This window comes from Bacteroidia bacterium (assembly GCA_019695265.1).
Taxonomy (GTDB): Bacteria; Bacteroidota; Bacteroidia; order JAIBAJ01; family JAIBAJ01; genus JAIBAJ01.
The window spans coordinates 1-26,984 of record JAIBAJ010000007.1; the positions used below are offsets into that span (position 1 = coordinate 1).

Here is a 26,984-nt window from a genome sequence, read left to right on the forward strand (position 1 = left end):
TTATTATTAGTTGACGCCTTTGAAGGTCCTATGCCTCAAACCCGTTTCGTTCTTCAAAAAGCTATCGCGCATGGACTTAAAGCTATTGTGGTAATTAACAAAGTTGACAAACCAAACTGCCGTCCGGATGAAGTTCATGACAATGTGTTTGAATTATTCTTCAATCTCGATGCCACCGAAGAGCAATTAGACTTCCCAACTTTATATGGTTCTTCCAAACAAGGTTGGATGAATACGGAATGGAAAACTCCTTCCAACGATATCACCCCATTGTTGGATGCTATCATTAAACACATTCCTGCTCCTATGGTTTCTGCAGGTACTCCTCAATTACAAATTACCTCCATCGACTACTCTGCCTATACCGGCCGTATTGCGGTAGGACGTTTAACCCGCGGAACCTTAAAAGAAAATGCTCCTGTTTCATTAGTTAAAAGAGATGGAAGCATTGTAAAATCCAGAATTAAAGAACTTTTCCTTTTTGAAGGACTCGGTAAAGAAAAGGTTTCAGAAGTGCATGCCGGAGATATTTGTGCCTTAACAGGTATTGAAAATTTTGAAATTGGTGATACCATTGCCGATTTCGAAAATCCGGAAGGATTGAAACCAATCAGCGTGGACGAGCCTACCATGAGCATGTTGTTTACTATTAACAACTCTCCTTTCTTTGGAAAAGAAGGTAAATTCGTTACCAGCCGTCACCTTCGTGATCGCCTCATGAAGGAAACCGAAAAAAACCTGGCCTTGAGAGTGGAAGAAACAGACAGCGCCGACTCTTTTCTGGTTTACGGCCGCGGTGTTTTACATCTATCTGTATTGATTGAAACCATGCGCCGTGAAGGGTACGAACTTCAAGTTGGCCAACCTCGCGTAATTATCAAAGAAATTAACGATATGAAATGCGAACCGGTCGAAATCTTAACCGTAGATTGTCCGGAAAATGTTTCAGGTAAGGTAATTGAATTGGTTAGCCAAAAGAAAGGTGAAATGAAAATTATGGAACCCAAAGGCGATTTGTTGCATTTGGAATTCGAAATCCCTTCTCGCGGACTTATAGGTTTGAGAAACAACTTGTTAACTGCCACTGCAGGTGAAGCTATTATGGCCCATCGCTTTAAAAGTTACGAACCTTGGAAAGGTAGCATCCCCGGACGTATTGCAGGCGTTTTGATTTCTAAAGAACAAGGTACTGCTATCCCCTACTCTATTGACGCCTTGCAAGATCGCGGAACCTTCTTTGTTGACCCGGGTGAACCGGTTTACGGAGGTCAAATTCTAGGCGAACACATCCGTCCCGACGATTTGATTGTGAGTGTTACCAAAGAGAAAAAGCTTACCAATATGCGTGCTTCCGGTAGCGATGACAAAATGAGAATTGCCCCTAAATTGAATTTCTCTCTGGAGCAAGCCATGGAATACATTCAGGAAGATGAATATGTGGAATTGACGCCTCAAAGCATTCGTATGCGCAAAATTTACCTCGATGAAAACGAGCGTAAACGTCGCAAAAATGCTATGGCAGCTATTTAATATTTTTAATTTTTAGGTGCGGGCCCCCTCCGCCCTACCTCAGTTGATAGCGTGATTCAAACGTTTCCGTAATGGGCGTTCGGGTCACGCTTTCGGCTGTAGTCCTCGGCCCACTTGGCTAGCGCCGCGTGTGCCTGTGGGCTACTTGCCTCTATCGTTGCCCGAAGGTGCAAGATCTGAGCAGTTCGCAAATGAAATAAACAAGCGCATGGTAAAAGCAAAAGGAGAATAAAGACCTTTTCCCGGCTGATAATATTCTATAATTTTAGATTGGAGAGACTTTTAAATACTATTTAGCGCGTTTGCTCCGGGAGAATCTGAAAAAATAGAAAAGAAAGAAAGGCTACCCTTTAAATAGTTCAAGTTTTTGGAGATCCGACAGGACCAACTTCATTCTTTTTACATGCTGTCAAACAGAATATGACTAAATACGTGGCTATCAGATACTTTTTCATTTCTAAATTCTATTTATTGACTGTTATTTTGTCACCTGATTGTTTTTACACTAACATTTGAGTTTTGCATAGTCATGGGATTTTTGCCTGACTGCTAACGTTCCCAGGGCAGGGGCCATAAGCGAATATACAGATAAAAGTGATTTCGAAGCACATAACTTAGGCTACCGAAAAATGTGATTTCGAAGCACAAAATCGCTTATGGCTTTTGCCCCTTGTTATCGGTTCAGCTTTTTATTTATTTTTTGTCAGTTCGTAAATTACTCCTTCTTGTCCATCAAAATCAAAGTTTTCTTTAAATCTCATACCTATTTTTTCAAGAACTTTGATTGAAGCAATATTTTCTTTCATTGCTCGTCCAACTACTTTTTCAATTCCAAGTTCTGTAAAACCAAAGTCAAGACATTTTTTTGCAGTTTCAGTAGCAAAACCTTTATTCCAATAGTTTCTCTTAAATCTAAATCCAATATCATATTCGTTTTTATCTTGGCTATATTTTAGTCCGCACCAACCAATAAATTTTGTAGTTGCTTTGTCAATAACAGCGAGTCGTCCAACCCCATATTTTTCATATTGGTCGTAGTTGGTTAAAAAGTCAATTGAAGCTTGTATGTTATGAAAGGGTTTGTCTCCTGTGAATTTTAATACTTCTTCGTCAAGATTTAAGTTATAGAAATCGGATGCGTCATCTTTTGTAAGTTTACGCATTATCGTTCTTTCAGTTTCTATATTTTGAATCTCGTTCATTTCTTTCTGTGTCGCTTGCTTTTAAGCTTCTGACTAAGGTTTTTTTTTAATGTTTGAAAATCAATAACATGAATACTGGTATTGATATTCAAATTTACCCTAAAATTTCGTAAGCAGAAGAAATTATTTTCTGTCGGGAAAATGGGGAATTACTCCTAAAGTCGTGAGAATAGTTCCGCTGCGCTGCACTTCGGTTAGGCCCTTATATGTTAGCGGTAGTTAATTTTCTGAAATGGAAATAATTCAGAGTGATAATGTGGTGATTTGAAGTGAAGCAATCGCATATTTCGAAGAGAATCCTCACTAAATATTAATCTATAACCTTTTTTCATTTGCTGTGATTGCAGAGTAGTATCCATAAATATTTTGGTCAAGGAGATGTCCATTGAATCCTTGTTGTATATTATAGTCTTAATATTTTTAATAGTTTGTTGGCAAGGAGTGGCTATTTCCAGGAGAATCTGTCTAATAGCTATACTGTCTGGAAGGGAAGAGTGGAGTAAACTATATTTGCTTACATCAACAATCAATTGTATTTCGCATGAGTCTGGAAATATTGCCAAGGCCATCGTTTGCATACTGTCATTGATAGAATTTTGTATTGTTCTGCAGCTTATTAGTGAAAAAAGTGCAATGGCTACTAAGATGTTCTTCATTCTATAATTCTGACTGACTTTTTTTAAATGTTTGAAAATCAATTACATTATTCTTCGAATAGAGGTCTGCCCACATTGGCATTTCACTTGCTGCAGTAACTGCACTAAAAGCATTTACCCTACCCCAACCTACTTCATTACTTACATTATCTGTATAGGTATAACCTCCTATTTGATCTGAAGTTGTAGTTATAATGTCAAAGACTTCTTGTGCAGTTAAGCAGGAATTGACTGAAAGAACTAACCCTGCTATACCCGCAACCAAAGGTGCAGCGGCTGAAGTCCCCCCCATTCTACCAGTATAAGCATTATAGTTTGTTCCTGTAGAAGGTAGCTGTTCATTGAATAAAGGGATTGTACCCCCTTGATTAACTCCGCAATCTCCTGTATTTGAATACCATTTATTATAACCATCATCCCCCGGAATATCTATAGTCCAAATATCATAGCTTTCGTCTGATATTTGACAAGAATATGCCTTATGAGAAGGGGCTACCACATCTATTACTTGATTAGCCAAGCCATTCCATATTATGCTACTTGCGGTAGGGCTATAATTAGCTTGCATATCATTCCGATCGGAAGCCCCCACTGTTATAACAGATGAATTTGTAACATTTGCAGGAAAAAATATACCACCAATATTTTGTGGATTTGCTTCATAATTTGCCGTATTACCTGCGGCAACAACTATTACTGCACCCTTACCTTCTCTACCATAAGTAGTTGCATAATTAATGGCCTCAACAATGACGGGAGCATAATTTGGGTCAGGCTGCCCAAAAGCAAAGCTCATTGAAAGTATATCCGCTCCCTGTGACCAAGCAAAATTAATAGCATTGGCAATAGAACTTGTCGAAGGAGCTATTGTATTAATCTTAATCGGCATAATTTTACAACTTGGGCATATCCCGGACACCCCTTCATTATTATTTTGAGTAGCTGCTGCAATACCAGCACAAGCATTACCATGATTCTGTGTTCCAACGGGCGACGGGTTATCCGGGTCTGCAAGATTTGCAAAGTTGCTGCCTGGTAATCTTACTTGACGTGTTGAAGGCAGATCAGGATGATTATCTGTTACTCCTTGGTTGATTATGGCTATAACAATAGATTCATCTCCCAACGTTATATCCCAAGCCTCAGGTGCATCCACATCGGCATCGGCAGTGCCAGAATGCCCATCATTAATAATCTGCCCCGTGTTATGTAATCCCCATTGTTTATTAAAGTAGGTATCATTAGGATATGATGTTAATGTTAGTGGGGATATAAAATCAGGATGAGCGAACTTTACCAAATTACTTTCCTGGTAAGCATTTGCTATATCAAGAGCATTAGCTTTATCGGGAATGCTCAGCAAGGAATATGTGGATGTGATAGTGATTATCTTTACGCCATAAGTTGTATTTATTTCGTCTATCGCATTTTGGTCAGTAGTTGTTAAAAACCTTACAACGATTTGATTAGTTACTCCCATTTCCGTATCGTATGAGCCTGAAGTATACACAGGATTTATTGTATGCACTTGAGCCTCCTCATTAAGTGATTCTATAAAAGGATCAATATCTTCTGTTAAAATAAAATACGTTTTACTGTCAATTTGCTCTAAAGTAAAAGCCATAGGGCTTTCTAGGGCAGATAGTATGACAGAGTTGGCAGATGGCTGAGAAATATCTTGATGAAATCGAACAATGCCTTTGTTGTCCATTTCTTCTAATTCAATTGCTATAAGCATAATAGAACGGAGTTTGAGCATTGACTGCATTAGTCCCTATTAATACTGCCACTAATAAAATTATTCCATTCATTTGGATATATGTTTTCATAGTAAAAATGTTAATTTATTTGAATTTTATTTGTTGCAATAATTGAGTTAAACTTATCCTTCAAAATAAAAAAGTATAACCCCTTTTCGAAATTTGAAACCGAAATAGACAATCCCTCGGTACCACTTGCAATTATAAACTCACCAAAGTGCTGACCCGTTATATCATAAATGTATAAGGCGATGTTTTCTTTTACATCAGAGCGAATATATATATGGTCGAAGGAAGGGTTGGGATAAATGCATAAATTTTTGTTTATGAGGGCAGAAGTATTGTCTAACGTGGTAACCTTATCGTTTCCTTGTATTTTAAGTAAATAAATGCTATTTGCATTGGTGCCTGAAACTATATAACCACTATCAGCAGTTGTCTGAATGGAACTACTCTGTGAATAACCAGCATAAATTGTATCAAAGAGTGTTGTGCCAGATGAATCTGTAGCCATAAGCCATACTCCAGCAACGGCATTGATTGAATCTTGGGCATAACCTGTTATCACATAATTATTAGTATGCGAAATGTCCATATCACGGCCTTCAAAGTCAATGAACTCTTTTTGCCAAAGTACATTCCCTGCCGTATCGGTCTTAATCAAAAGAGTGGCTTGGGGGATATTAATATTAACTATTGGAACGGTTTGTTGTTGGCCATAGACCAAAATAAGGTATTGGCCTTCGGGTGTAATTTTTACATCATATCCATCTAAGTATCGTGTCCAGTTATATGCTCGTCCCCATATTTTATTGCCGTTTGGGTCATATTTGGCCAAATACCAGTCGTGGTCTGAACGTGAACCCAATACCAAAATAGTATTATCTTCCGCTTCGATTAGTGCACGCCCTCTTCCAGCTAAGTTTATTGTATCAAGTGTTACCCATTGAACATTTCCCACAGAATCCGTTTTTAATAATAGTAAATCGGGGAAAGAAGTCTCTCCCGTAACTATGTAGCCTCCATCATACGCTTGAATAACTTCAGATCCAGATTCCCAGGAAAAACCTAGTGGTGAATCATATCCATCAAGGCTGTCGATATTTTTTGACCATTGATGGTTGCCATTTTTGTCGGTCTTTAATAAAAGCACATCAGGCATACCATAGCCCCAACCTCCAGTTATGATGAACCCACTGTCATGAGTTACCTTTATGCTTTTAGTTTCCGCCAAATCCAAGAGGGGAATGTCTGCGGAGTCTTTCCTCCACAATTCATTACCCGCTGAATCAGTTTTTATTATCACTGAAGACCTGGGCCTCAATCCAATTTCACCGGGTACATGAGGAAAATAAAGCGTGCCAATTTCTACATACCCGCCTTCGGGTGTTTGCCTGGCACAAAACCCCTTATAAACTTCATCAGTATCTCCAAATGTTTTTTCAAACTCTATGTTGAACTGTGCAGTTGATTTGTCTATCGAGCAAAAAACAATTGTCAGGGTTAATGAAGAAAGTTGAAGAAGCTTTTTCATAGCATTTAATTTATTTGTATAAGTTAATCGTTATTTCAAAGTCGATATTGTTCCCGAAGTATTCACACAGCCGTTGGCATCGGTAACGGTTACAGAATAATCATCTTCTGTCGTTACAGCAATTGAACGGGTAGTTGCACTTGTACTCCAAAGATAAGAACTTCCCTCGGAGGAAGTTAGTGTAGCCTCGTAATCATTATTGCAGGCTGTAACTAATCCGGTAGATTTTACTGTTACAACAGGTAAAGGTTTTACCGTAACTCCAACTCCTTCAGTTGCCACACACCCCTTATCATCCGTTACTGTAACCACATATTTTGTGGTGCTTGGTGGCGTAGCCGTAGGGTTATAAACAGAAGCCGAACTCAACCCTGTGGAAGGCGACCAACTATAAGAGAAAGGCGAAGTGCCATTCGTAACCGAAGCACTTAGTACCGTGCTGCTGCCGCTGCAAATAGCAGCATTGCTTCCGGCATTAGCACTCAGTTTTTTGGTGTTACCAAGTGTAAATATCTGCAAATCGGGATGTGTATAGTCAAAACTGGTGCTGTTGCTCACCGAATAAGAGGTATATGCCCCGTTTCCACGGTAGTGAATTTGCTTGCGGCATAATCCCATTGTGCTAATTTGAGATTGGCGGGGTCGGTTAAGGCACATGCATTGTTGCTGCCCCAGTTAAGGGTAATGGTGGGGGTGCTGGTTCCAATATAGCGAAGCAGCCCCCATAATCGGCTATCGTCGGCATTGCTGAGTGTGCCGTCGATATATTTGGCCGGATAGTCTGTCTCTTCCTGATTTATGCCTTCACGATAAATACTAATAAAACTATGGCTGCTCGATGATGGTGCCGATATGCTTAACGGTGCATAACGGTTGGCGGTATGAAAAGTTGCCGATTGCGGGCGATTTCCTGTCAAGCTACACAAAAGTTGAAACGGGCTACTGCCCTTGAATAACCTACTATCCCGGCAATTTTTTATACCGCGTGTTGTGTGTAGTGCTTTTTTCATTTATCTCTCAGAATCAGAATTAAGTCAGATTCATTGTAAATCTCATTTTTTCCAATTGAAATTTTTCTCAACAATTTCACATCAATCTGAGTTAAAAAATCTTTTCTTTTTTCAGTCCAAGTGAACAAAATAGATTCTAAAGACATAATTTTCAATTGTACTTCATTTTTATATATAAACCCAGTCTTATTGTCAAAGTTATAACGATAATTTCCAACTTTTTCCGCTGACTTTAAATTCAGTCCGTCAAATAAATAAATAGTGTCATTCCTTATTTCTACATCATAAATTTCAGATCCGATAACAGGAACTCCCGAACCATTTATCTGTCTAATTGCTTTAAAAAGTCCATCTATTGTCCTATAAAAAACAATTGAAGTTCCTGCAAATCCACTATTTTCAAACCAAGTCTTATTCTCAATTTTCTCAATTACTTCCTCTTGTGCTTTTAAGTTTAAAGTCACAATCGAGAAAAATACAATTATTAATAATTTCATTTTCATATATCTTATTTGTTGTTATTTTATGCAGAATCCACCGTCCTTGCATTACACACAACTACCTGCTACCTCCCCCAATCTCTCTCCTACCCAACCAATGGTATGCAAATATGTGAAATTTTCATTAAAACAAAAATAATAATAAAAATGAATTTAATTATCTTAAATATTCGAACAGATATGTGATAAAATTATGACCTATCCACCCAAATTAAAACAGATAACTCGTAAATTAGTTGCACTTAACCAATCCTTTGAAAATTACTAGTTTAACTTAGTTGCAAACGAAAAAAGTTGCCCGGAAAGAGTTACTGCTGTCCACCTTTGCACCATCGCCCCGGGTAGGGATAGCAGTGGAAAGCCCACAGACGACCGTGGCGCTAGCCCGGGCGGCGAGGACTTGGAACGAATAGCCCGGCCCTGAGCCGCATACATGTTGGGCTGAAATACAAAATTTTATGCGAAGGGACCCGCCAAATTATCCCCAAAAAAATCTACTCCTTTACCAATTTCATCATCCAGTTACCCGATTCAGAATGAAGTTGTAAAAAATAACTTCCTCCCGACAAGGTTTCGGTAGGCAATTCCAAACGATTTAAGCCTTTTTCAGTCTGAATTTCTCGCTGCCAATGCAAAATTCCTAAACAATCGTAAAGCTTTAAATGAATGGCATTATGACCTTGACTTTCAAAGGATAAAAAAGAATTTCCGGAAGTTGGATTAGGAAAAATTGCCAGGTTCATATCTGTGCCAGAAAGCGTTCTAACTCCCGCATAATATCCGGGATAAAAACCTTTTAGAGTCCGGTAAGCATTGATTTTACCATACCCCCAGTTGTTATTGGGCAGGTTTCCCATAAAATACTCCTGAATTGCATTGGACTGAATAGAATCCTTCAGGCGCTGAGGGTTCAAACTTGGATCCGCTTCCAACAACAAGGCAGCAATTCCGGCAGCAGCAGGACTGGAGGCGGAAGTACCGCTAAACTCTGCATAATAATAGGTCTTTTGGGTATTGGGATCATTGTATGCATAAACGACCTGGGTACTATTGCTACCGGTGGGAGTGTAGGCGGTATCCATGGAACTGATAGCAGTTGCCAAAGTCAATCCCGGAGCGGTAATATCGGGTTTTATGCGCCCGTCGGCCAAAGGACCTCGCGAAGAAAATGGAACCAGTCGATTGAGCTGAGCATAGCCTCCATACGTCCAATTATTTCCATTGATATCGGAAAAGGCCACTTTGGAGGCAAAAGCCCCCACCATCAACACCGATTCGGCCGAACCGTTGTCACTAACCGTTGATTGGGTATTGCCACTTATTGCCCAGGCTTGTCCCAAGCTATCAAATTCGCTTTGAAAACCGTGGGTATAACCATAATAATAATACTCGTCCCAACTGTGAATTGTACCGGAATCTGCCTTATAAGAAATGGCTACACTATCGGTGCTGTGGTTAAAAATGCGCATCGTTAAACGAGGTTGATTATTGAATTCCATGGAAGAAGTTAGGAAATCCACCTTGCAAGTATCGAATCCATTGCCAGAAACCAGGTCAAAGGAATAACTGGAATCATTGATACAAATCCATCCGGTTGAGGCTTGCGCTGTGCCTTGGCTGTACAAGGTTACCATACCGCAAAACGACTTTCCGATTTCACCCCAGGCATCAACCCAGGTTCGTTGATAGGACGTATCGGTGAAGGTTAAAAAAGTATGAACTACTGTATCATTTTCAGAAAACGTTTTGGAAAGGTGAATTCGTTCTTCCCCTTCGTTACCTGCACTCATTACCAAAACTTTGCCATCACCGGTTAAGGCATCACAGGCCTGATTAAACAAGGAAGTACCATTATGGGGGCCTGATTGCGAGCCCCAGCTAATATTGACAACGGTTGGCTTTGAAACGGATTGGCCATATTGATACAGATAACTAATACCATCGATGAAATCGGAAAATCCGCTGGAAAGCCATTGATCACCGATTGAATCGCGACGAACCCCAACTAAAACCAAATCCGACTCGTAAGCCATTCCACGGTATTTTCCGTTTGCCGGCCCACCAAATCCTGATCCGGCTGCAATTCCGGCAACACCGGTTCCATGGGTTTGAGCAGCATTATCGGTTAATTGCGACTTGATCAGCAAGGAATCGCTTAGTTCATGACCATAAGAAAATCCGGAAGGAGGAGTTCCGTTGGTTCCTACTTCCCAGACTTTTTTAATACGATATTGAGTTCCGGAAGTATCGTAAAAACTGGGATGGTTATAATCAAATCCAAAATCAATTACTCCCATCACCACCCCTTTTCCGGTAAATGCTTGAGGAAGGTTTATCCCTTGATGGACCGAATCGACCCGGGTTGCCTTTCTGGCTTTATCAAGATTTGGAAACATGGGTTCATCCAATTGCAGGTAGGCCAATTGCTGAGAAACAATTAAATCCTTCATCCGATTAGCAGGAATTAACAAGGTCCATACACTACCTGCTTTGGTACCAATTTTTACACCAAGAGATTTCAAAAAAGATTCTGTTGGAGCAGGATCATGAATGAGTGCCATGGCTGGCAGATAATAAACACCATCGACACCTTGTTTATACAGGAACTCTGCAGGATAGGACTTATCGGATAGTTTTTGAGCCTCCATCAACCAGGTTTTGGTGAGAGGAGAAAGTTTTGTTTGGGAAAACGAAACAAGTCCAAACAAAACCAACATTAAGGAGATAATTATTCTATTCATACTATTTACTCGATTCAAAATTAGGAAGTACAATGGAATTTAGAAAGTTTGATACGAAAACTATCCAATATTTCTTAACAAGGAAAAATCGGTATCGGTAAAATCCTACATTTGCGGCATGGATAGTTTTGTAGTTTCTGCCAGAAAATACAGGCCGGCCACATTTAAGAATGTGATTGGTCAGCAGAGCATTACTAACACCCTTAAGAATGCTATTAAAAACAAGCATTTAGCCCAAGCATTTTTGTTTTGTGGTCCAAGAGGAGTTGGAAAAACTACCTGTGCCAGAATTTTGGCCAAAACAATCAATTGTCTTGAATTAGGAGAAGATACAGAACCATGTAACCAGTGTGAAAGTTGTACTTCTTTTAACAACAACCATAGTTTCAACATTCACGAGTTGGATGCGGCCAGTAACACTTCCGTGGATGATATTCGTGCATTAATTGAAAAAGTCAGGTTTGCTCCTCAGGTAGGAAAATTCAGTGTGTATATAATCGACGAGGTACACATGTTGAGTAACAGTGCGTTCAATGCATTTTTGAAAACCTTGGAAGAGCCTCCGTCGCATGCTATATTTATTTTAGCTACCACCGAAAAACATAAAATACTTCCTACCATTCTCAGCCGTTGTCAAATCTTTGATTTCAATCGGATAGGAATTGAGGACATAGCCAAACATTTGGCTTATGTAGCTCAAAGCGAAGGAATACAAGCGGATTCAGACGCCTTGCATATTATTGCTCAAAAGGCCGATGGAGCCATGCGTGATTCTTTATCCATGTTTGACCAATTGGTTAGTTTCGCCGGAAATCACCTTACCTATAAAAATGTAATCGAAAATTTAAACATTCTCGATTACGATTATTATTTTAAGGTTGTAGATGCAGTTTTAGACCATAAAATTCCGGACGCCTTGTTGATTTTCGATGAAATTTTACGGAATGGTTTTGATGGACATAGTTTTATAACCGGTTTGGGAAGTCATATTAGAAATTTATTGGTGTGTTTGGATCAAGAAACTGTGAAACTATTGGAGGTTGGACAAAACATACGAGAAAAGTATTTACAGCAAAGTCAAAGGTGCAATGCCAGGTATTTGGTTGGTTGTTTAGATATTACCAACAAAGCCGATTATTCCTATAAAACCAGCAAGAACCAGCGATTAACCGTGGAACTTGCCCTCATGCAACTTTGCAGTTTTGGAGCAGGTGGCGAACAAGTTTCGACCGCCGAAAAAAAAAATTGACCTAATCCTCTCGCCTCAACAGCTTTCGGGAGACGAACCCTTACCTACTTATTTATTTCCAACTCAGGCACCCGAGCGACAAAACCAATCTCCCGGAGCCACCGGAAATACACCTAGAATTACAGACCAAAGACCTAAGCCCCAGGTATTTAACAGGCCTGATTATAAGCCTGGAGCCTATCAGCCTCAACTACAACCATTAAAATCGTATGTTGGTGCCGGATACAACCCAAGTAGCCCCAAACTGGATAAAAAGGTAGAAGAAACCCAAGTTTCTGAAAATTTGAGTTTGGAAGATGCCTGGACAGCCTTATCGGAACGTATGCGAACAAAGGGTAGAATTAGTTTGGCGAATACCTTGTTACGTAAGCCCGAATTAAAAGAAAACCAATTGGTAGAATTTAGGCTTGACAACAGTGCCCAGGAAGAAGATATTTTGCCTGAAAAGCAAGAAATGCTGGATTTTTTAAGGCAAAAAACCGGCAATAAAGAACTTCAACTAAGTTTAGTGGTAGCCAAATCAAACGACTTGGAAAAGAAGCTATTAAGTCCAAAAGAAAAATACCAATTATTAGCAGAGAAAAATCCGTTGTTAAAACAATTGAAAGACAAACTGGATTTAGATATTGAATACTAATTCGAATCGAATAATCACCCAACCTCTCACCTAGTAATCACTCGAAAAGCCTTACTAACATATTAGAGGTTTGGGTATCTTTATTCCGGCAAACCCAACCTTGGTGAGAGAATTCCAATCCAGCAGTAGGGTTTATAGACTTCCACCTTTGGCTTTATAGGCAATCAAACTCCAACTATTCGAGTCGTCCTATTGCGATCGAATACACGTTAAAAACCCGTTAGAAAAATGAGGAAATAAGTTTTCACCAAATCCACTTTTGCATTGACTTTTTTACATCTTTGTACCCCTTAAAAATATTTTAGATGCATATTGCTATAGCAGGAAACATTGGCTCAGGAAAGACTACGCTAACAAGCATGTTAGCCAAACATTACGGATGGGAAGCAAGGTATGAAGACGCTGATGATAACCCGTATTTGAATGATTTCTATGACGACATGCACCGTTGGTCGTTCAACCTTCAGATTTACTTTTTGAACAGTCGTTTCTACCAAGTGGAAGAAATACGCAACAGTGGAAAAAAGGTAATTCAAGATAGGACCATTTATGAAGATGCCAACATTTTTGCACCGAACTTACATGCCATGGGATTAATGAGCACCCGTGACTATGAAAATTACGTTTCGTTGTTCAGACTCATGTCATCGTATGTAAAAGCTCCGGACTTACTGATTTACCTTCGTGCATCAGTTCCTACCTTAGTAAGTCAAATTCAAAAAAGAGGAAGAGACTATGAAAATTCAATTCGTTTAGATTATTTGAAAAGACTAAATGAGCGATACGAGGCATGGATCAATGATTATAGCATGGGTAAGTTATTGGTAATTGATGTAGACAACAATAAGTTTGCTGAAAACCAGGAACATTTGGGCGAGATCATCAATAAAATTGATGCTGAAATTCACGGATTATTTTAGAATTTTCCTTAAAAATCCCGGAACTATTGAATAACTTCCTACTTTAGGGCTTATTAAAATGATCAAGAAGCTCAAACATTGGTTCACGCATGAGCTAGAACCAACAAAATCGGAGGAAGTATTTAATTCCATTTCACACGGAATTGGAGCGGTATTATGTGTCATTGGTTTTTTCTTTCTATTGGATAAAACCAACATGGTAAACGATACCATGCATACTACCGGCCACATTGTGTACATCTCTTCATTCTTTTGTATTTACACGGCTTCAATGGTGTACCACTTAGTTAGTCATCCCAAGGCAAAATACTGGATGCGAGTAATTGATCATAGTATGATTTTTGTTGGAATCGCCGGTACTTACATGCCATTTTTACTTTCCAATATGCGCAACGACGGTGGCTATCCATATGCCATTGTTTTGGCAGGAATTTGTTTAGCTGGTTTTATTTTCAAGTTCTTCTTAACCGGAAAATACAAACTATTATCCGTGCTGATTTACGTAGGAATGGGTGCTAATATCGTTTTTTCAAAAATGTATTCCGTTGAATTTATTAAGCCAGAAGGTTTGTTTCTAATCAAAGTTGGCGGAATACTCTATTTAGCCGGGGTTTTATTTTATACTTTAAAATCCTTGAGATACACCCATTTTATTTGGCATCTATTTGTTCTAGGCGGAAGCATTTGTCATTTTTTCGCCGTTTACAATTATGCCATTATTCAATCCTAAACTAAGAAAAACAGTCTTATCAGATGAAACGAGTTGTAGTTATTGACGGAGCCAGAACCCCATTTTTACGTTCGGCCACCAGTTACATGGATTTAATGACCTACCAATTGGGAGCTGCCGCTATACGTGGCGTGCTAACCAAAACCGGAATTGATCCGGCTAAAATTGATACGGTTATTATGGGAACAGTTATAAGCAACGTAAAAACCAGCAACGTAGCACGTGAATCTGCTCTTGCTGCCGGAATACCTAACCATGTACCCTGCAGCACGGTTACCCAAGCCTGTATTTCAGCCAATCAAGCTATTAGCTCCGGAGTAGAAAAAATCCTCGCCGGTCAAGCCGACATTGTTATTGCAGGAGGAACCGATAGCATTTCAGATGCCCCAATTCTTTTTCGCAAAAAAATGCGTAAAAAACTGATGAATGCCCAAAAACTCAAAGGCATTGGGGATATGATTAAATTTGTTTTCAGCCTCGAACTTGCCGACTTCAAACCGGAAGCACCGGCTGTAGCTGAATTTCTTACCGGACGCACCATGGGACAAGATTGTGACATTTTAGCGGCACGATATGGAGCAACCAGGCAGGAACAAGATGAATTTTCGGTTCGATCTCACAAATTAGCTGCAGCAGCTGTTGAAAAAGGTATTCTTCAAAAAGAGATTACTCCGGTTGAATTGGCGCCTAATTTCAAACCAATCAAGTTAGACAATGGTGTTAGAGGCGACTCTTCCTACGAAAAAATGGCTAGTTTAAAACCGGCCTTTACCAAACCTCACGGTACCCTTACCGCCGCGAATTCCACCTTTTTAACTGATGGAGCTGCAGCAGTATTAATCATGAGCGAAGAGAAAGCCAAAGAATTAGGCTTAACTCCCAAAGCTTATATACATTCCTACACCTTTGCAGCAACCGATCCGGGCGAAGAATTGTTGCTTGGCCCTACGTATGCTATTTCCAAACTACTTGACAAAACAGGGTTAACGTTGGATCAAATGGATGTACTGGAATTTCATGAAGCCTTTGCTGGTCAAGTTGTTGCAAATTTAAAATGCATGGCTTCCAAGGAATTTGCCCAAACTAAATTAGGCAAGGACCATGCTGTTGGTGTGGTAGATATGAACAAACTAAACCTATGGGGTGGATCATTAGCTATTGGTCACCCGTTTGGAGCTACCGGAGCGCGTTTAGTTACCACAGCGTCTAACCGCTTGCATGCCGAAAATGGTAAATACGCCTTGTTAGCTGCCTGTGCAGCAGGTGCACATGGACATGCCATGATTTTGGAAAGAGCTTAAATTAACCGATTTCATACTATAGAACGGCGGACATTTTCTGCCGTTTTTTTTTGCAATTTTATGAGACTTAAGCGCATTAACGTCCCCAGATAGTCCGGCAAAAATAATGGCAAAGCAACACAGTTTGGGTTTGCACCCCGGGTAGGGATAGTAGTGGAAAGCCCACAGCCCCGAACCCTTTCGGGGCGAGGACTTGGAACGAATAGCCCGACCATGAGCCAACAACAAAACACGGAATTGGCACCACTAATTAGTAGGCGAATGGGACCCGCCAAAAAAAAAAACTGAACATTCAACCGTCTTTCTTTTTTATAATTTTTTATGAAGTCAAAAAACTTAGAATAGCCCTATTTTGCAGGAATAAATCCAACCTTCATTTTCCTATCAAACTTGAAAAAAACAACTTCAAACCTTCCAAGAACCGCAGCTTGTTTAGCATTATTTACTAGCCTGATTTTAAACAACTTACAAGCACAAACTCCAAACATTTTCAATGCCGATATTCATGCTCATATAACTTTAAAACCATACAACCGCAGTTATGGAGAAAGTTTAAAGACTGTAGATTTATGGAATGAATTAACGGTAGAAGCGCCAAAAGTATACCGTTTTCCTCAGTTAATCGGGGTTTACGATCGTGTACCAACCTTATCTTGTTCCAATTTTAACAACCTAGCCAAAGGCAATGTAAGACTTGTATTTGCTTCGGTGTGTCCAATACAACGAGAGTTTACCCAGGGCCGATTCTTATCCAAAATGATTATGTGGAACAAGCATCGGTGGGAAGAAACAATGGCCTTTTTTTCCGGAGCGAATCTGGAGAAAATCAGAGATTTGAAAAACGACCATGTGAATTATTTTCAGGAAACTCTGAACGAATTGCACTTGATTTCGCATTTAGCAGATAGCTTGTCGCCCGATAAAAGGTTCCATTTTGACATAGCCCAAAGCCGGGAGGATATTCGACAAAGCATTGAAAATGACCCAGGTAGCATTTCCGTTTTACTAAATATTGAGGGCGGGCATTCTTTAGGAACCGGACTTCCATCAACCATTGAAATGGAAGAATGCGACCCTGAGGGTTTAGTGAAAATGGTTCAAGAAAATGTGGCCACCCTTAAACAAAGTTATCCGGTTTTTTCGATTGGATTGGCCAACCACTTTTGGAACCAGCTTTGCGGACAAACCCGCACCAATAACGGGTTTATGTCCACCTTTTTTGACGAAAGAATGGGACAGAACGATGGTATTACACCGTTAGGGTATGTTGCCATACAGGAACTTTTATCAAACCGAAACGGAAACAGCATTTTAATTGATATCAAACACATGAGTTTGCAAAGTCGCTTGGATTATTACAACCTTTTGGCAACCAAATACAATTACAATGTACCCATTTTGTACAGCCATGGCGGAGTTAATGGTATTTCTTGTTCCGATGTAGAATTTAAAACTACCAAAAAAGGAAACGAGGAATTTATGAAGGATAAAGACAAAGACAACAAAAAAGCCTATTTACACCAATGGAGTTTTAATTTATACGATGATGAAATTGTACTCATTTATAAAACACATGGGTTAATTGGAATAATGTTGGAAGACACCCGTTTAGGTGGTAGAGAAGCTATTAGTAGTATTCGAAAAACCGTTATTGGAACCCAACAGCAAAAAGATGAATACATTAAATTGTTCCTGGCCAATGCATTTCACATTGTAAAAACAGTGGGCGAAAAGGCAGCCTGGGACATTATTGCACTTGGTTCTGATTTTGATGGAGCTATTAACCCTATGAACACTTACCAAGATGCATCAAGACTCTCGGAATTCAGAGTAGACATGGAACAGTTTTTTAAAAGGGTAAAAAACAATAGTTTGGTTCTAAATTCAGGAAATTACCTATTTTCAAACGAAGAAATAATAGCTTTAATGTACGACTATAGTCCGGAAGAACTTACCGAAAAAATTATGGGAACGAATGCCTATCGTTTTGTGATGGAGAACTTTATGAAAGACTTTTTCCCAATCAGCACTATTGATTAATAATTAGTATGACCACAACATTATCTATAATTGGCGGAGGTAACCTTGGTACTGCCATTGCAGAAGGACTGCTGAGCAGTGGATTTTTGAAACCTGAGCAAATTTGTATAACCAAACGCTCGGTACAAACCTTGGATTATTTAAAAGCAAAAGGTGTTAAGGTTAGCAGCGATAACAAAGAAGCCCTGGCCTTTGGAAATTACATCATTTTAGCCGTAAAACCGTTTCAGGTAAAGGAGATTCTTTCAGAAATCCGAAGTGATCTTAATCAAAAACACACCTTGATAAGTGTGGTTACAGGAGTTTGGGTTAAAGACATTGAAGAAGTGATTGGTTCCGGATTTACAGTATTCAGAGCCATGCCCAATACAGCCATTGCCATTCAGGAAAGTATGACCTGTATTTCTGCTCACCAGGCATCGGAGTTTCAAACCAAGTATGTAACCCAATTGTTTGAAAAATTGGGAAAAGTAGTATTTATTGAAGAGAAGCTTATGGACGCCGCCACAGTCCTGGCTGCTTGTGGTACAGCCTATGCCATGCGATTTATTCGCGCCAACATCCAAGGAGGAATTGAAATTGGGTTTAGTGCTCAAACCGCCAGTTTAATTGCCGCCCAAACAGTAAAAGGAGCTGCAGAATTATTACTTCAGCGAAATACCCATCCTGAGCAGGAAATCGATAAAGTAACAACACCCAAAGGTTGTACCATTGCCGGTTTAAATGAAATGGAACACCAAGGTTTCAGTTCCAGCCTCATTAAAGGAATTGTTACCAGTTATCGCAAAATTTTGGATGACATGTAATACCAATTCAATTTGAGAAACAGTCAATAACTATTTGGATAATTTTGTAATTGCTATTTTAAAATAGACAAAAAGCTAATTAAAAATCTCAACCCTTTTTATGGCTTGAAAGTCGGCACAGTCTCTAAAACAAAGGAAGGCTTGAAATGTTGCAGGAAAGTTATAGGCAGAAGTAACTGGGAATAATTGAACAAGCAATTAACAAATGGTCGGAGGGTGCCAAAAGGAAAATTCAAAAAAAGTTATTCATTCATACTTTTCAGATTCCACAATTCCATCAATTGAACCACGCACTGATTGATAGTTAATTCATTGGTTTTTAAATGCAAATCTGCCTGTTCCGGAATTTCAAAACCTTGCCCTAATCCGGTAAAATTATTGGCACTTTTATTTAGGTTATCCTTGTACATTCCTTTTGGGTCTCGCGCCATGCAAACTTCGAGTGGTGCATCGACAAAAACCAATAGAAAGCGATTTTCCCCAATAGCTTGTTGGGCAAGTTGTCGAATGGAATTGGTTGGACTAACGAATGAATTAAGTACTGTTAAATTATTATTAAGCAATATCTTATTCAATTCAGAGACACGTCGAATATTTTCCATTCTATCCTCCAATGAAAAACCTAAATCAGCGCAAAGTCCTTTACGAATTTCATCACCATCCAGGCTGGTAGCTTGGATACCGAGCAATCGAAGCTGATTCAAAAAAGCATTGGCCAAGGTTGTTTTTCCGGAGCCGGGCAAACCTGTAAACCAAATACAGAGAGGATTAGCCAAGTTATTCTTTAAAGAGAGAGTCTACGAATTCATATTTATTAAACACCTGTAAATCTTCCATCTTCTCACCTACTCCAATATATTTTACAGGTATTTTAAATTGGTCCGAAATTCCAATTACAACACCACCTTTTGCGGTTCCGTCCAGTTTTGTTACAGCTAAGGCATTAACCTCAGTAGCTGCTGTAAATTGTCGAGCTTGTTCAAAAGCATTTTGACCGGTAGATCCGTCGAGTACGAGTAGAATTTCATGAGGTGCATCCGGAACCACTTTCTTCATTACATTTTTAATTTTAGAAAGTTCATTCATAAGCCCCACTTTATTATGCAATCTTCCGGCAGTATCAATAATGACCACATCAGAATTTCTGGCTTTGGCGGCACTGAGGGTATCAAAGGCAACGGCGGCCGGATCTGCTCCCATTCCCTGACTAATGGCCGGCACATCGGCACGTTTTGACCAAATTAATAATTGATCAACGGCTGCGGCTCTAAAGGTATCAGCGGCACCAAGCAAAACCGACTTACCCCTACGTTTAAAATTATGAGCTAATTTGCCAATGGTAGTTGTTTTTCCAACTCCATTTACACCAACCACCATAATAACATAAGGCTTTTTGTCTGCGGGAATTTCAAAATCAACTTGAGTTCCGTTGTTGTTTTCTTCCAACAAAGCAGCAATTTCCTCTTTGAGGATTTTATTCAATTGATCTGTTCCAAAATACTTATCAGCTGCCACTTTGGCTTCGATACGCTTAATGACCTTAAGGGTGGTTTCCACACCCACATCACTGGTCACCAGAATTTCTTCCAGGTTATCCAGCACTTCGTCATCCACTTTGCTTTTACCGAGTACAGCTTTTGCCAGGCGACCAAACAATCCTTCCCTGGTTTTCTCTAACCCTTGATCAAGCGTTTCCTTTTTTTCCTTACTAAAAAAACTAAAAAATCCCATTTGGTAAATTTACAAAAAACAAGAAAAGCCCCAACCTTTCGGATGGAGCCTTCTTGCTACCATGAAAACAACAAATCTTAATTTGATTCTTTCAAAAAGTCTTTAATATGATCGTTATGAACAACTTCTTCTTTGAAGTTGTAAGAGCCGGTTTCTTGGTTTTTAACCATTTTAATTACCTTGGTATAATTACGGCCGGTGCCGGTTTTCAAGGTAGCCACTACTTTCTTTGCCATCTGCTTGTGCTAAATAAGGTTGGTAAATATATTACTTAATTTCTTTATGAACAGTCACTTTTTTCAAAATTGGGTTGTATTTTTTTAACTCAATTCTTTCAGGAGTGTTCTTCTTGTTCTTGGTGGTAATGTATCTGGAGGTTCCTGGAACGCCGGAAGTCTTGTGCTCAGTACATTCTAGGATTACTTGGATTCTATTGCCTTTCTTTGCCATTGTATCGAAAAATTGGGGTGCAAATGTATGAATTTTTTGAATTTAAAAAATATTTTATCGGTCTAATTTGAGATTTTTCTAATCGAATGTTTACCAGAACAAAAATAAGCATAGAATTGGCTAACAAAATAAAGCAATAGCTTACCTTTACACCCATCAATGATAGACAAAGCAACTGTAGAAAAAATCTTTGACACTGCCCGTGTGGAGGAAGTTGTGGGAGATTTTGTACACCTCAAAAAACGTGGTGCCAACTACATGGGACTTTGCCCTTTCCACAATGAAAAATCACCATCCTTTACTGTTTCTGCCGTAAAAGGTATTTACAAATGTTTCGGTTGTGGAAAGGGAGGTAACTCTGTTCAGTTTATCATGGACCACGAACACCTGGGTTATGCTGATGCTTTGAGATGGTTAGCCAGGAAATACAATATTGAAATTCAGGAAAAAGAACTGAGTGTAGAAGAACTTCAGGCTAATAACGAAAAAGAAAGCTTGATGCTGGTTAGCGAATTTGCCCGCAAGTTCTTTTCTAAATCCTTACTAGAGTCCGAAGAAGGTCAAGCCATTGGGCTTAGCTATTTCAAAGAAAGAGGTTTTCCGGATGCCATCATAGAAAAATTCCAATTAGGATATAGTCCCGAAAACCGAAAAGCCTTACTGGAAGCAGCGACCCAAGCCGGTTACAAGCAGGAATACCTTGTGAAAACAGGACTTTGCTACGAAAATGAACATGGTGTTGGAGATCGTTTCGCCGGAAGAGTCATGTTTCCCATTCACAACATTTCCGGCCGCCCCATCGCTTTTGGTGGAAGAACCCTGAGGTCAGATAAAAAAGTTGCCAAATATGTCAATTCACCCGAATCGGAAATTTATACCAAAAGCAAAGTTGTTTATGGAATCTATCAGGCCAAAAATGCCATAGTAAAAGAAGACCTTTGTTATTTGGTGGAAGGTTATGTGGATGTAGTAAGTATGCACATTGCCGGAGTTGAAAACGTTGTTGCCAGCAGCGGTACCTCCCTTACTGTTGAACAAATCCGACTGATTAAACGATATACCCCCAACATCACTATATTATATGATGGAGACTCGGCAGGTATTAAAGCCAGTTTTAGAGGAATAGATCTGGTATTGGAAGAAGGTATGAACGTAAAAGTTTTACTCTTCCCCGATGGAGATGACCCTGATAGCTACTCCAGAAAGGTAAGTACAACCGAATTTCAGGATTTCATTCATAAAAATGCCAAAGATTTTATCGCCTTCAAAACATCCATTTTATTGGCTGATGCACAAGGCGATCCAATCAAAAAGTCGGGACTTATTCATGAAATTGTTGGTTCAATAGCGCTTATTCCTGACCCAATCATCCGATCGGTCTACATCAAGGAAACCAGTCGGCTCATGGAAATAGATGAGCAAATAATCCTGGCCGAAATGAATAAGTTGAGGCGAAGAAATGTGGAGAAAAAGGCCAAAGATGACCAAATTTCCGCACCTAAACCCCAAACCACAGTTCAGACTCCTTCTCCAGGCGACTATCCTCCTGATGTTCCGCCCGACGACCTTTTTGCCCCTCCCCCACCTTCCGAAATAAAACAAGCCGAACACCAGGAAAAAGGCTTGGTAGAAAAATTAATTAAATACGGTAACCGGGAATTGTTCCTCGAACAGAAAAATCAGGAAGGTGAGAAAGAAACCATCCATGTACCTGCTGCCGAAGTAATTGTTGCCGAACTTTCTCAAAGTGATATTGATTTTGAAAATCCGGATTACCACCTAATTCTGGATCTGGTTAAGTCGGAACTTGAACAAGGTCATATTCCGGATACCAACTTTTTTACCCGACATCCGGAATCCAAAATCAACCATATCGCTGCTACAATCCTTTCTAACCCGGATATTCTGAGTCCTAATTGGGAAGAAAAATTCAATATTCTCACCAACCTCGAAGAAGATAACCCCTCCGATACCATCTTCAAAGCCCTCAATTCATTGCGTCAGGAACATTTAATGAAACTTAAATTCCAGATTCAACAAGATATAAAACTCAATTTTGAAAAAGAATCCGAACTGCAAAAATTGGTGGCTGATTTTACTAAGCAATTGGAAAAATTAAACCCTGAATCCCAGGAAGATGAATACAATAATGTGCTCATCGATCAACAAAGACTGCTAAAAGAACTGGAAGAAACTCAACAACTGGGATTAACCATTCTGCAACAATTGCGAAACATTGAACTGGGACTTAAAGAAATAGCCTTTCATAAATTAGGAAGGGTTATTATGCGTTAAGCCATTGAATCTACCGATATCCAACCGCACTTGTCACTTGTTCACTTCGTTTCAAATGACAATTTCGGGATTAAGAATCCATCTACTTTCCGGTTGCTTCCCAAACCGGTAGCCTAACCGAACCTTCCTGATTACTCAGAGTTAAACTATTCTCTTCAAACTTCATAGCAAAATTGGTGGGAAATTCCACTACTTTCACTTCCCTTCCTGTTTGCTTGTAACGATAAACCTGAAGGTTGCTTGCATTGTACCTGGATTCAAGAGTACTATCCGAGCACATCGCCTTCACTTCATTCTTTACTACCACCGAATCAGTTCCAAATTCGAATTGTTGATAGGTATAAACCATACAACCACCGCTAGACATGGATTTACATGTCTCACCCGCTTTATATCGAAAGGCTTTTCCTGCAATAGTTTCGGTTTGGGCTAAGGTTGATAAGCTAAGCACTACGCTTAAAACTAAAAAAACTATTGTTAAACGAGTCGGTTTCATACCATTTAGTTAGTTTCCCAAACCAATTCACCATTTTTTAATTCCGGAATACTTTTACAGATATCAATACTCAAACAATACGCAATATCTTCTGCCAGGTTCAAGTGTTTTAATCGCTTCCGATGGCTCGAATTGGCTAAATATCCATTCATATCCAACTTGGCTCTTTCATATAAATGCATAGCTGCCAATGCCGAATCACATTGAACATCAAAAGCACCACTTCTCAGCAATTGCTCTGCCAAGGCTCCACCAAACAAACTATCCTCCAAATTGAAACGGTTTTTCCATCCGGCACACAAAACAATAACATCCCGTTTTTGTTCAACTAAAAAATCCCTCATGGCAGAAAGGTTCAGAAATGATCCAATAACCAGTTTATAGGCATCTTTAGCAGCAACAATGGCTTGGGTTCCGTTGGTGGTCGAGATGGCAACCTTTCTTCCTTCCACCACTTCCCTCACATAGCTGAAAGGAGAATTTCCAAAATCAAAACCTTCCTGCTTTTCCCCGTTTCGTTCGCCGGCCACCAAAAAACCTTGAGATTTATACGATAATGCTTCTTCAATACCTGCGACCGGAACCATGGCCTTTACGCCATTATCAAAACCTGTAACCATGGCCGAAGTAGCGCGCAATACATCCACAACCACTACCACCGCTTCGTCATTTCGAAACAATGGATATAAAAAAGGGGAAAAACAAACACTAACTTGCTTCTTCTCCACCACTGCTATTTCTTCAAAAAAGGAATTTTAACAACCTGAGCCTTCAATGATTTCTCCCGAATAGATACGAATACTTCCGATCCAACTTTACTACTACTTGCCGGAACGTAAGCCAAAGCAATCGCTTTTTTCAAGGTCGGACTTTGAGTTCCGGAAGTCACCACCCCAATCGCATTTCCTTGTTCATCTACAATGGCATGCCCATGACGTGGGATTCCACCTCTGTCAAGCATTTCCAACCCAACCAATTTCCTGGCCGGACCCGAATTTTTCTGATTCAACAAGGCTTCGGAATTGTTAAACGTTTTCGTAAATTTGGTAATCCAACCTAATCCTGCTTCAATCGGAGAAGTGGTATCATCAATATCGTTTCCATACAAACAAAACCCCATCTCTAGTCGCAAGGTGTCGCGGCAACCTAAACCGCAAGCCTTAATACCGTAGTCTTTTCCAGCTTCTAAAACAGCATTCCACATGGCTTCGGCATGGGCATTTTCAAAATACAATTCAAAACCTCCTGCTCCGGTATAACCCGTTGCAGAAATAATTACATTTTCAAATCCTGCAAAAGTCCCCCTGCGAAAAGAGTAATATTCAATAGAAGCCAAATCAACTTCCGTTAAACTTTGCAACGCTTCTGCCGCTTTTGGACCTTGTACTGCCAGCAAGGAAACCTTATCCGAAATGTTCTTCATTTCCACATTTCCGGTATTAAATTGCTGAATCCAAGCCCAATCCTTATCGATATTGGAAGCATTTACAACCAGCATATATTCTTCATTTCCAAGTCGATACACCAAAAGATCATCCACTATTCCACCATCCAAATTAGGAAAACAACTGTATTGAACTTTACCATCAACCAAAACAGAGGCATCGTTGCTGGTAACCCTTTGAATCAGGTCTAATGCACCAGCCCCTTTGATGATAAATTCACCCATGTGACTCACATCAAACACCCCTAAAGCATTGCGAACTGCCTCATGTTCAGCAGTTAATCCTTCATATTGCACAGGCATATTATAACCTGCAAAAGGTACCATTTTTGCCCCCATGTTCACATGGGTTTGGTACAGAGCGGTGTTTTTCAATGTTTCTATTTCCATTCGACAAAGGTAAACGCCAAGGTCAAATTTCCGAACAGAAAGTTGGTAGTTAGAAAAGAAAATTAATGCTTAGTAAATTTTTCCCAAATAGCTTTTTATTGTATGATTAGGCGGGCCGCTTTTGCCCCCTCCAAGAGCTTGCAATTTCCCAAATGGTAGCTGTGGGCAAAATCGCCGGGCTATCCGTTCCTAGTCCTCGCCCCGAAAGGGTTCGGGGCTGTGGGCTATCCACTTCTATCCCTGCCCGATGGCACTACTAACAGCGCTTGGCAATCAACTCTGAGTATTCATGCTTCTACCATTTTGAAATTAAATAGGAAATAGTAGCCTGGTTTTTTTGAATCTTCCTAAAGTTGTATCCGTTTTTCCATTTCGATTTTTTTTGCATCATTCTTGCTATTTCCAGTGTATGCAAAAAAAATTAGTCCCTTTTGTCCTTTTATTAGTTCTTTTCCCCGAATGCTGTTATACCCAAAACCTTTATCAGGCATGCCTAGACTACTATTTAAATCCACATTTCTTTTACCAACCCTCTACCATATCCCTAAGCAAAATTAAATTCATAGAAAAACATCAATACACATACAGCAACGATACTATTAACCACGACTTTCTACTTGAAAAACATCAATTTAACCAATTGGGAAAACCGGAATATGTGTATAAAAAACCGATAGGAATGGAAAAATCAGAATTTTACTATTCCTATGACTCAATCGGAAACCTAATTAAAGAAGAGCGATACGGGATAGCTCCAAGCTTGCAATACAAGCTGGAAGCAACACATGAATGGTTTTATTCCAATCAAATTCTTACCCAACACAGGTATTATCAATTATGCGATAATTTTCCGCTCGAACATGGTGCTGCCTACTTCCCTGAAAAAATTTTCCTTTATGAAATCGATAGTATTAGGTATAACCAAACCGAAAATTCAGTGCTTGTTTTATCCAACTATACTCCTTCATTTTCCACCTTAAAGGCGGAACCTTATCCACCAAATTTCAAAACATCGTATTCAAAAAAATTAACCTTCCACCCCAACAATCGCATTGCATCCTATGTATTAAAAAGAGACCAAATAGTTCAAACCAAACAGTTTGATGAATGCGGAAATGCTTTTCCTTATTTATCCGAAAACAAAAAATGCCAGGAACTTAGAAAAATTAATACGGCTTGCCTGGCACCCGATGAAATAAACATTTGCAACCAGGCCGACACTATTACAATCAATAAGATTTTGTACTTTTATATTCGAACACATTTCAGTAATTTTGTTCACGACTCAGGAGCCGGCACTTCTTATGAAAATCGGGGAACTTCTTATTATGATCAAAATTTCAGACAAGTACGTTCAATAGACACCTGTATCAGTCAAAGGGGAAGCATGTGGGAAAACATTCCAAACTACACTACCCAAACCATTCGAAATAGCCAATTTGAATATTTCGAAAATGGTCTGCTTAAGAAAATCACAGTTGCCGATGAATTAGGAAAAATGGTGGAAGTAACTGAATTTAAGATCGAGTACTATTAGCTTTTCCATTAAATTATTTCGGTTG

General features: G+C 39.5%; 25 protein-coding genes. 10 read left to right on the forward strand and 15 right to left on the reverse strand.

The window, feature by feature from the left end:
* Positions 1–1,530: translational GTPase TypA (locus tag K1X82_02255; GenBank protein MBX7180907.1), on the forward strand; the 1,530-nt coding region annotated here is incomplete at its 5' end.
* Between the two features lie 689 nt (positions 1,531–2,219).
* Here the strand turns inward: K1X82_02255 and K1X82_02260 are convergent.
* The 8 genes from K1X82_02260 to K1X82_02295 form a co-directional block, all read right to left on the reverse strand.
* Positions 2,220–2,732, reverse strand: a complete 513-nt coding sequence (locus tag K1X82_02260; protein MBX7180908.1) for a GNAT family N-acetyltransferase — start codon at positions 2,730–2,732, stop codon at positions 2,220–2,222.
* Between the two features lie 209 nt (positions 2,733–2,941).
* On the reverse strand, positions 2,942–3,388 hold the full coding sequence (locus tag K1X82_02265) for a hypothetical protein (GenBank protein MBX7180909.1): 447 nt from the start codon (positions 3,386–3,388) through the stop codon (positions 2,942–2,944).
* A gap of 1 nt (position 3,389) precedes the next feature.
* Entirely contained in the window at positions 3,390–5,147 is a 1,758-nt protein-coding gene (locus K1X82_02270; GenBank protein MBX7180910.1) for a S8 family serine peptidase, read from the reverse strand.
* Between the two features lie 80 nt (positions 5,148–5,227).
* Positions 5,228–6,682: a T9SS type A sorting domain-containing protein gene (locus K1X82_02275; protein ID MBX7180911.1), complete on the reverse strand. Its 1,455-nt coding sequence runs from the start codon at positions 6,680–6,682 to the stop codon at positions 5,228–5,230.
* A 30-nt stretch (positions 6,683–6,712) separates the two neighbouring features.
* Positions 6,713–7,300 carry a hypothetical protein gene (locus K1X82_02280; protein MBX7180912.1) on the reverse strand — a complete coding sequence of 196 codons (588 nt, stop codon included), beginning with the start codon at positions 7,298–7,300 and terminating at the stop codon, positions 6,713–6,715.
* On the reverse strand, positions 7,237–7,599 hold the full coding sequence (locus tag K1X82_02285; protein ID MBX7180913.1) for a hypothetical protein: 363 nt from the start codon (positions 7,597–7,599) through the stop codon (positions 7,237–7,239). The genes K1X82_02280 and K1X82_02285 overlap by 64 nt, the downstream gene beginning before the upstream one ends.
* 89 nt (positions 7,600–7,688) lie before the next feature.
* Positions 7,689–8,189, reverse strand: a complete 501-nt coding sequence (locus K1X82_02290) for a hypothetical protein (protein ID MBX7180914.1) — start codon at positions 8,187–8,189, stop codon at positions 7,689–7,691.
* Between the two features lie 497 nt (positions 8,190–8,686).
* Positions 8,687–10,933, reverse strand: coding sequence for a S8 family peptidase (locus K1X82_02295; GenBank protein MBX7180915.1), 2,247 nt, complete (start codon positions 10,931–10,933; stop codon positions 8,687–8,689).
* Between the two features lie 118 nt (positions 10,934–11,051).
* Here K1X82_02295 and K1X82_02300 point away from each other — a divergent pair, with 118 nt between their 5' ends.
* The 7 genes from K1X82_02300 to proC all read left to right on the forward strand — a co-directional run bounded on the left by K1X82_02300 (position 11,052) and on the right by proC (position 18,616).
* Positions 11,052–12,182, forward strand: coding sequence for a DNA polymerase III subunit gamma/tau (locus tag K1X82_02300; GenBank protein MBX7180916.1), 1,131 nt, complete (start codon positions 11,052–11,054; stop codon positions 12,180–12,182).
* Complete coding sequence (locus tag K1X82_02305; protein MBX7180917.1) at positions 12,145–12,819, forward strand: hypothetical protein; 675 nt, start codon at positions 12,145–12,147, stop codon at positions 12,817–12,819. Before K1X82_02300 ends, K1X82_02305 begins: the two co-directional genes overlap by 38 nt.
* A gap of 305 nt (positions 12,820–13,124) precedes the next feature.
* On the forward strand, positions 13,125–13,739 hold the full coding sequence (locus K1X82_02310; protein MBX7180918.1) for a deoxynucleoside kinase: 615 nt from the start codon (positions 13,125–13,127) through the stop codon (positions 13,737–13,739).
* Between the two features lie 58 nt (positions 13,740–13,797).
* The gene (locus K1X82_02315) at positions 13,798–14,469 is read left to right on the forward strand and encodes a hemolysin III family protein (protein ID MBX7180919.1); all 672 of its coding nucleotides are present in this window, start codon (positions 13,798–13,800) and stop codon (positions 14,467–14,469) included.
* 23 nt (positions 14,470–14,492) lie between these two features.
* Positions 14,493–15,770 carry a thiolase family protein gene (locus tag K1X82_02320; protein ID MBX7180920.1) on the forward strand — a complete coding sequence of 426 codons (1,278 nt, stop codon included), beginning with the start codon at positions 14,493–14,495 and terminating at the stop codon, positions 15,768–15,770.
* A 390-nt stretch (positions 15,771–16,160) separates the two neighbouring features.
* Positions 16,161–17,810: a dipeptidase gene (locus K1X82_02325; protein MBX7180921.1), complete on the forward strand. Its 1,650-nt coding sequence runs from the start codon at positions 16,161–16,163 to the stop codon at positions 17,808–17,810.
* 8 nt (positions 17,811–17,818) lie between these two features.
* Positions 17,819–18,616 carry a pyrroline-5-carboxylate reductase gene (gene proC / locus K1X82_02330; GenBank protein ID MBX7180922.1) on the forward strand — a complete coding sequence of 266 codons (798 nt, stop codon included), beginning with the start codon at positions 17,819–17,821 and terminating at the stop codon, positions 18,614–18,616.
* A 242-nt stretch (positions 18,617–18,858) separates the two neighbouring features.
* On the opposite strand, the gene cysC is transcribed toward proC, so the two are convergent.
* The 4 genes from cysC to rpmG all read right to left on the reverse strand — a co-directional run bounded on the left by cysC (position 18,859) and on the right by rpmG (position 20,797).
* Complete coding sequence (gene cysC / locus K1X82_02335; GenBank protein MBX7180923.1) at positions 18,859–19,392, reverse strand: adenylyl-sulfate kinase; 534 nt, start codon at positions 19,390–19,392, stop codon at positions 18,859–18,861.
* A 1-nt stretch (position 19,393) separates the two neighbouring features.
* Positions 19,394–20,347 carry a signal recognition particle-docking protein FtsY gene (gene ftsY, locus K1X82_02340; protein ID MBX7180924.1) on the reverse strand — a complete coding sequence of 318 codons (954 nt, stop codon included), beginning with the start codon at positions 20,345–20,347 and terminating at the stop codon, positions 19,394–19,396.
* 77 nt (positions 20,348–20,424) lie between these two features.
* Positions 20,425–20,583 carry a DUF4295 domain-containing protein gene (locus K1X82_02345; GenBank protein ID MBX7180925.1) on the reverse strand — a complete coding sequence of 53 codons (159 nt, stop codon included), beginning with the start codon at positions 20,581–20,583 and terminating at the stop codon, positions 20,425–20,427.
* Between the two features lie 31 nt (positions 20,584–20,614).
* Entirely contained in the window at positions 20,615–20,797 is a 183-nt protein-coding gene (gene rpmG, locus K1X82_02350) for a 50S ribosomal protein L33 (GenBank protein ID MBX7180926.1), read from the reverse strand.
* A 159-nt stretch (positions 20,798–20,956) separates the two neighbouring features.
* Here rpmG and dnaG point away from each other — a divergent pair, with 159 nt between their 5' ends.
* Complete coding sequence (gene dnaG / locus K1X82_02355) at positions 20,957–23,092, forward strand: DNA primase (GenBank protein MBX7180927.1); 2,136 nt, start codon at positions 20,957–20,959, stop codon at positions 23,090–23,092.
* 82 nt (positions 23,093–23,174) lie between these two features.
* On the opposite strand, the gene K1X82_02360 is transcribed toward dnaG, so the two are convergent.
* Genes K1X82_02360 through gcvT form a run of 3 tightly spaced genes read right to left on the reverse strand, consistent with a single transcriptional unit; the run spans position 23,175 to position 25,407 of the window.
* Entirely contained in the window at positions 23,175–23,588 is a 414-nt protein-coding gene (locus K1X82_02360) for a hypothetical protein (protein MBX7180928.1), read from the reverse strand.
* Positions 23,589–23,593: 5 nt separating this feature from the next.
* On the reverse strand, positions 23,594–24,316 hold the full coding sequence (locus K1X82_02365) for a 2-phosphosulfolactate phosphatase (protein MBX7180929.1): 723 nt from the start codon (positions 24,314–24,316) through the stop codon (positions 23,594–23,596).
* Between the two features lie 5 nt (positions 24,317–24,321).
* The gene (gene gcvT / locus K1X82_02370; protein ID MBX7180930.1) at positions 24,322–25,407 is read right to left on the reverse strand and encodes a glycine cleavage system aminomethyltransferase GcvT; all 1,086 of its coding nucleotides are present in this window, start codon (positions 25,405–25,407) and stop codon (positions 24,322–24,324) included.
* A 424-nt stretch (positions 25,408–25,831) separates the two neighbouring features.
* On the opposite strand from gcvT, the gene K1X82_02375 reads away from it, so the two are divergent.
* Entirely contained in the window at positions 25,832–26,959 is a 1,128-nt protein-coding gene (locus tag K1X82_02375; GenBank protein ID MBX7180931.1) for a hypothetical protein, read from the forward strand.
* The last annotated feature ends 25 nt before the right edge of the window (positions 26,960–26,984 follow it).

Bases quoted from the DNA above. Each gene is read 5' to 3' on its own strand.
- K1X82_02295 (MBX7180915.1), bottom strand. From the start codon at position 10,933: ATGAATAGAATAATTATCTCCTTAATGTTGGTTTTGTTTGGACTTGTT.
- K1X82_02310 (MBX7180918.1), top strand. From the start codon at position 13,125: ATGCATATTGCTATAGCAGGAAACATTGGCTCAGGAAAGACTACGCTA.
- K1X82_02300 (MBX7180916.1), top strand. From the start codon at position 11,052: ATGGATAGTTTTGTAGTTTCTGCCAGAAAATACAGGCCGGCCACATTT.
- K1X82_02375 (MBX7180931.1), top strand. From the start codon at position 25,832: ATGCAAAAAAAATTAGTCCCTTTTGTCCTTTTATTAGTTCTTTTCCCC.
- K1X82_02360 (MBX7180928.1), bottom strand. From the start codon at position 23,588: ATGAAACCGACTCGTTTAACAATAGTTTTTTTAGTTTTAAGCGTAGTG.
- K1X82_02260 (MBX7180908.1), bottom strand. From the start codon at position 2,732: ATGAACGAGATTCAAAATATAGAAACTGAAAGAACGATAATGCGTAAA.
- K1X82_02270 (MBX7180910.1), bottom strand. From the start codon at position 5,147: ATGCTCAAACTCCGTTCTATTATGCTTATAGCAATTGAATTAGAAGAA.
- K1X82_02320 (MBX7180920.1), top strand. From the start codon at position 14,493: ATGAAACGAGTTGTAGTTATTGACGGAGCCAGAACCCCATTTTTACGT.
- K1X82_02315 (MBX7180919.1), top strand. From the start codon at position 13,798: ATGATCAAGAAGCTCAAACATTGGTTCACGCATGAGCTAGAACCAACA.
- K1X82_02345 (MBX7180925.1), bottom strand. From the start codon at position 20,583: ATGGCAAAGAAAGTAGTGGCTACCTTGAAAACCGGCACCGGCCGTAAT.
- K1X82_02290 (MBX7180914.1), bottom strand. From the start codon at position 8,189: ATGAAATTATTAATAATTGTATTTTTCTCGATTGTGACTTTAAACTTA.
- K1X82_02265 (MBX7180909.1), bottom strand. From the start codon at position 3,388: ATGAAGAACATCTTAGTAGCCATTGCACTTTTTTCACTAATAAGCTGC.
- K1X82_02275 (MBX7180911.1), bottom strand. From the start codon at position 6,682: ATGAAAAAGCTTCTTCAACTTTCTTCATTAACCCTGACAATTGTTTTT.
- dnaG (MBX7180927.1), top strand. From the start codon at position 20,957: ATGATAGACAAAGCAACTGTAGAAAAAATCTTTGACACTGCCCGTGTG.
- proC (MBX7180922.1), top strand. From the start codon at position 17,819: ATGACCACAACATTATCTATAATTGGCGGAGGTAACCTTGGTACTGCC.
- ftsY (MBX7180924.1), bottom strand. From the start codon at position 20,347: ATGGGATTTTTTAGTTTTTTTAGTAAGGAAAAAAAGGAAACGCTTGAT.
- K1X82_02280 (MBX7180912.1), bottom strand. From the start codon at position 7,300: ATGGGATTATGCCGCAAGCAAATTCACTACCGTGGAAACGGGGCATAT.
- rpmG (MBX7180926.1), bottom strand. From the start codon at position 20,797: ATGGCAAAGAAAGGCAATAGAATCCAAGTAATCCTAGAATGTACTGAG.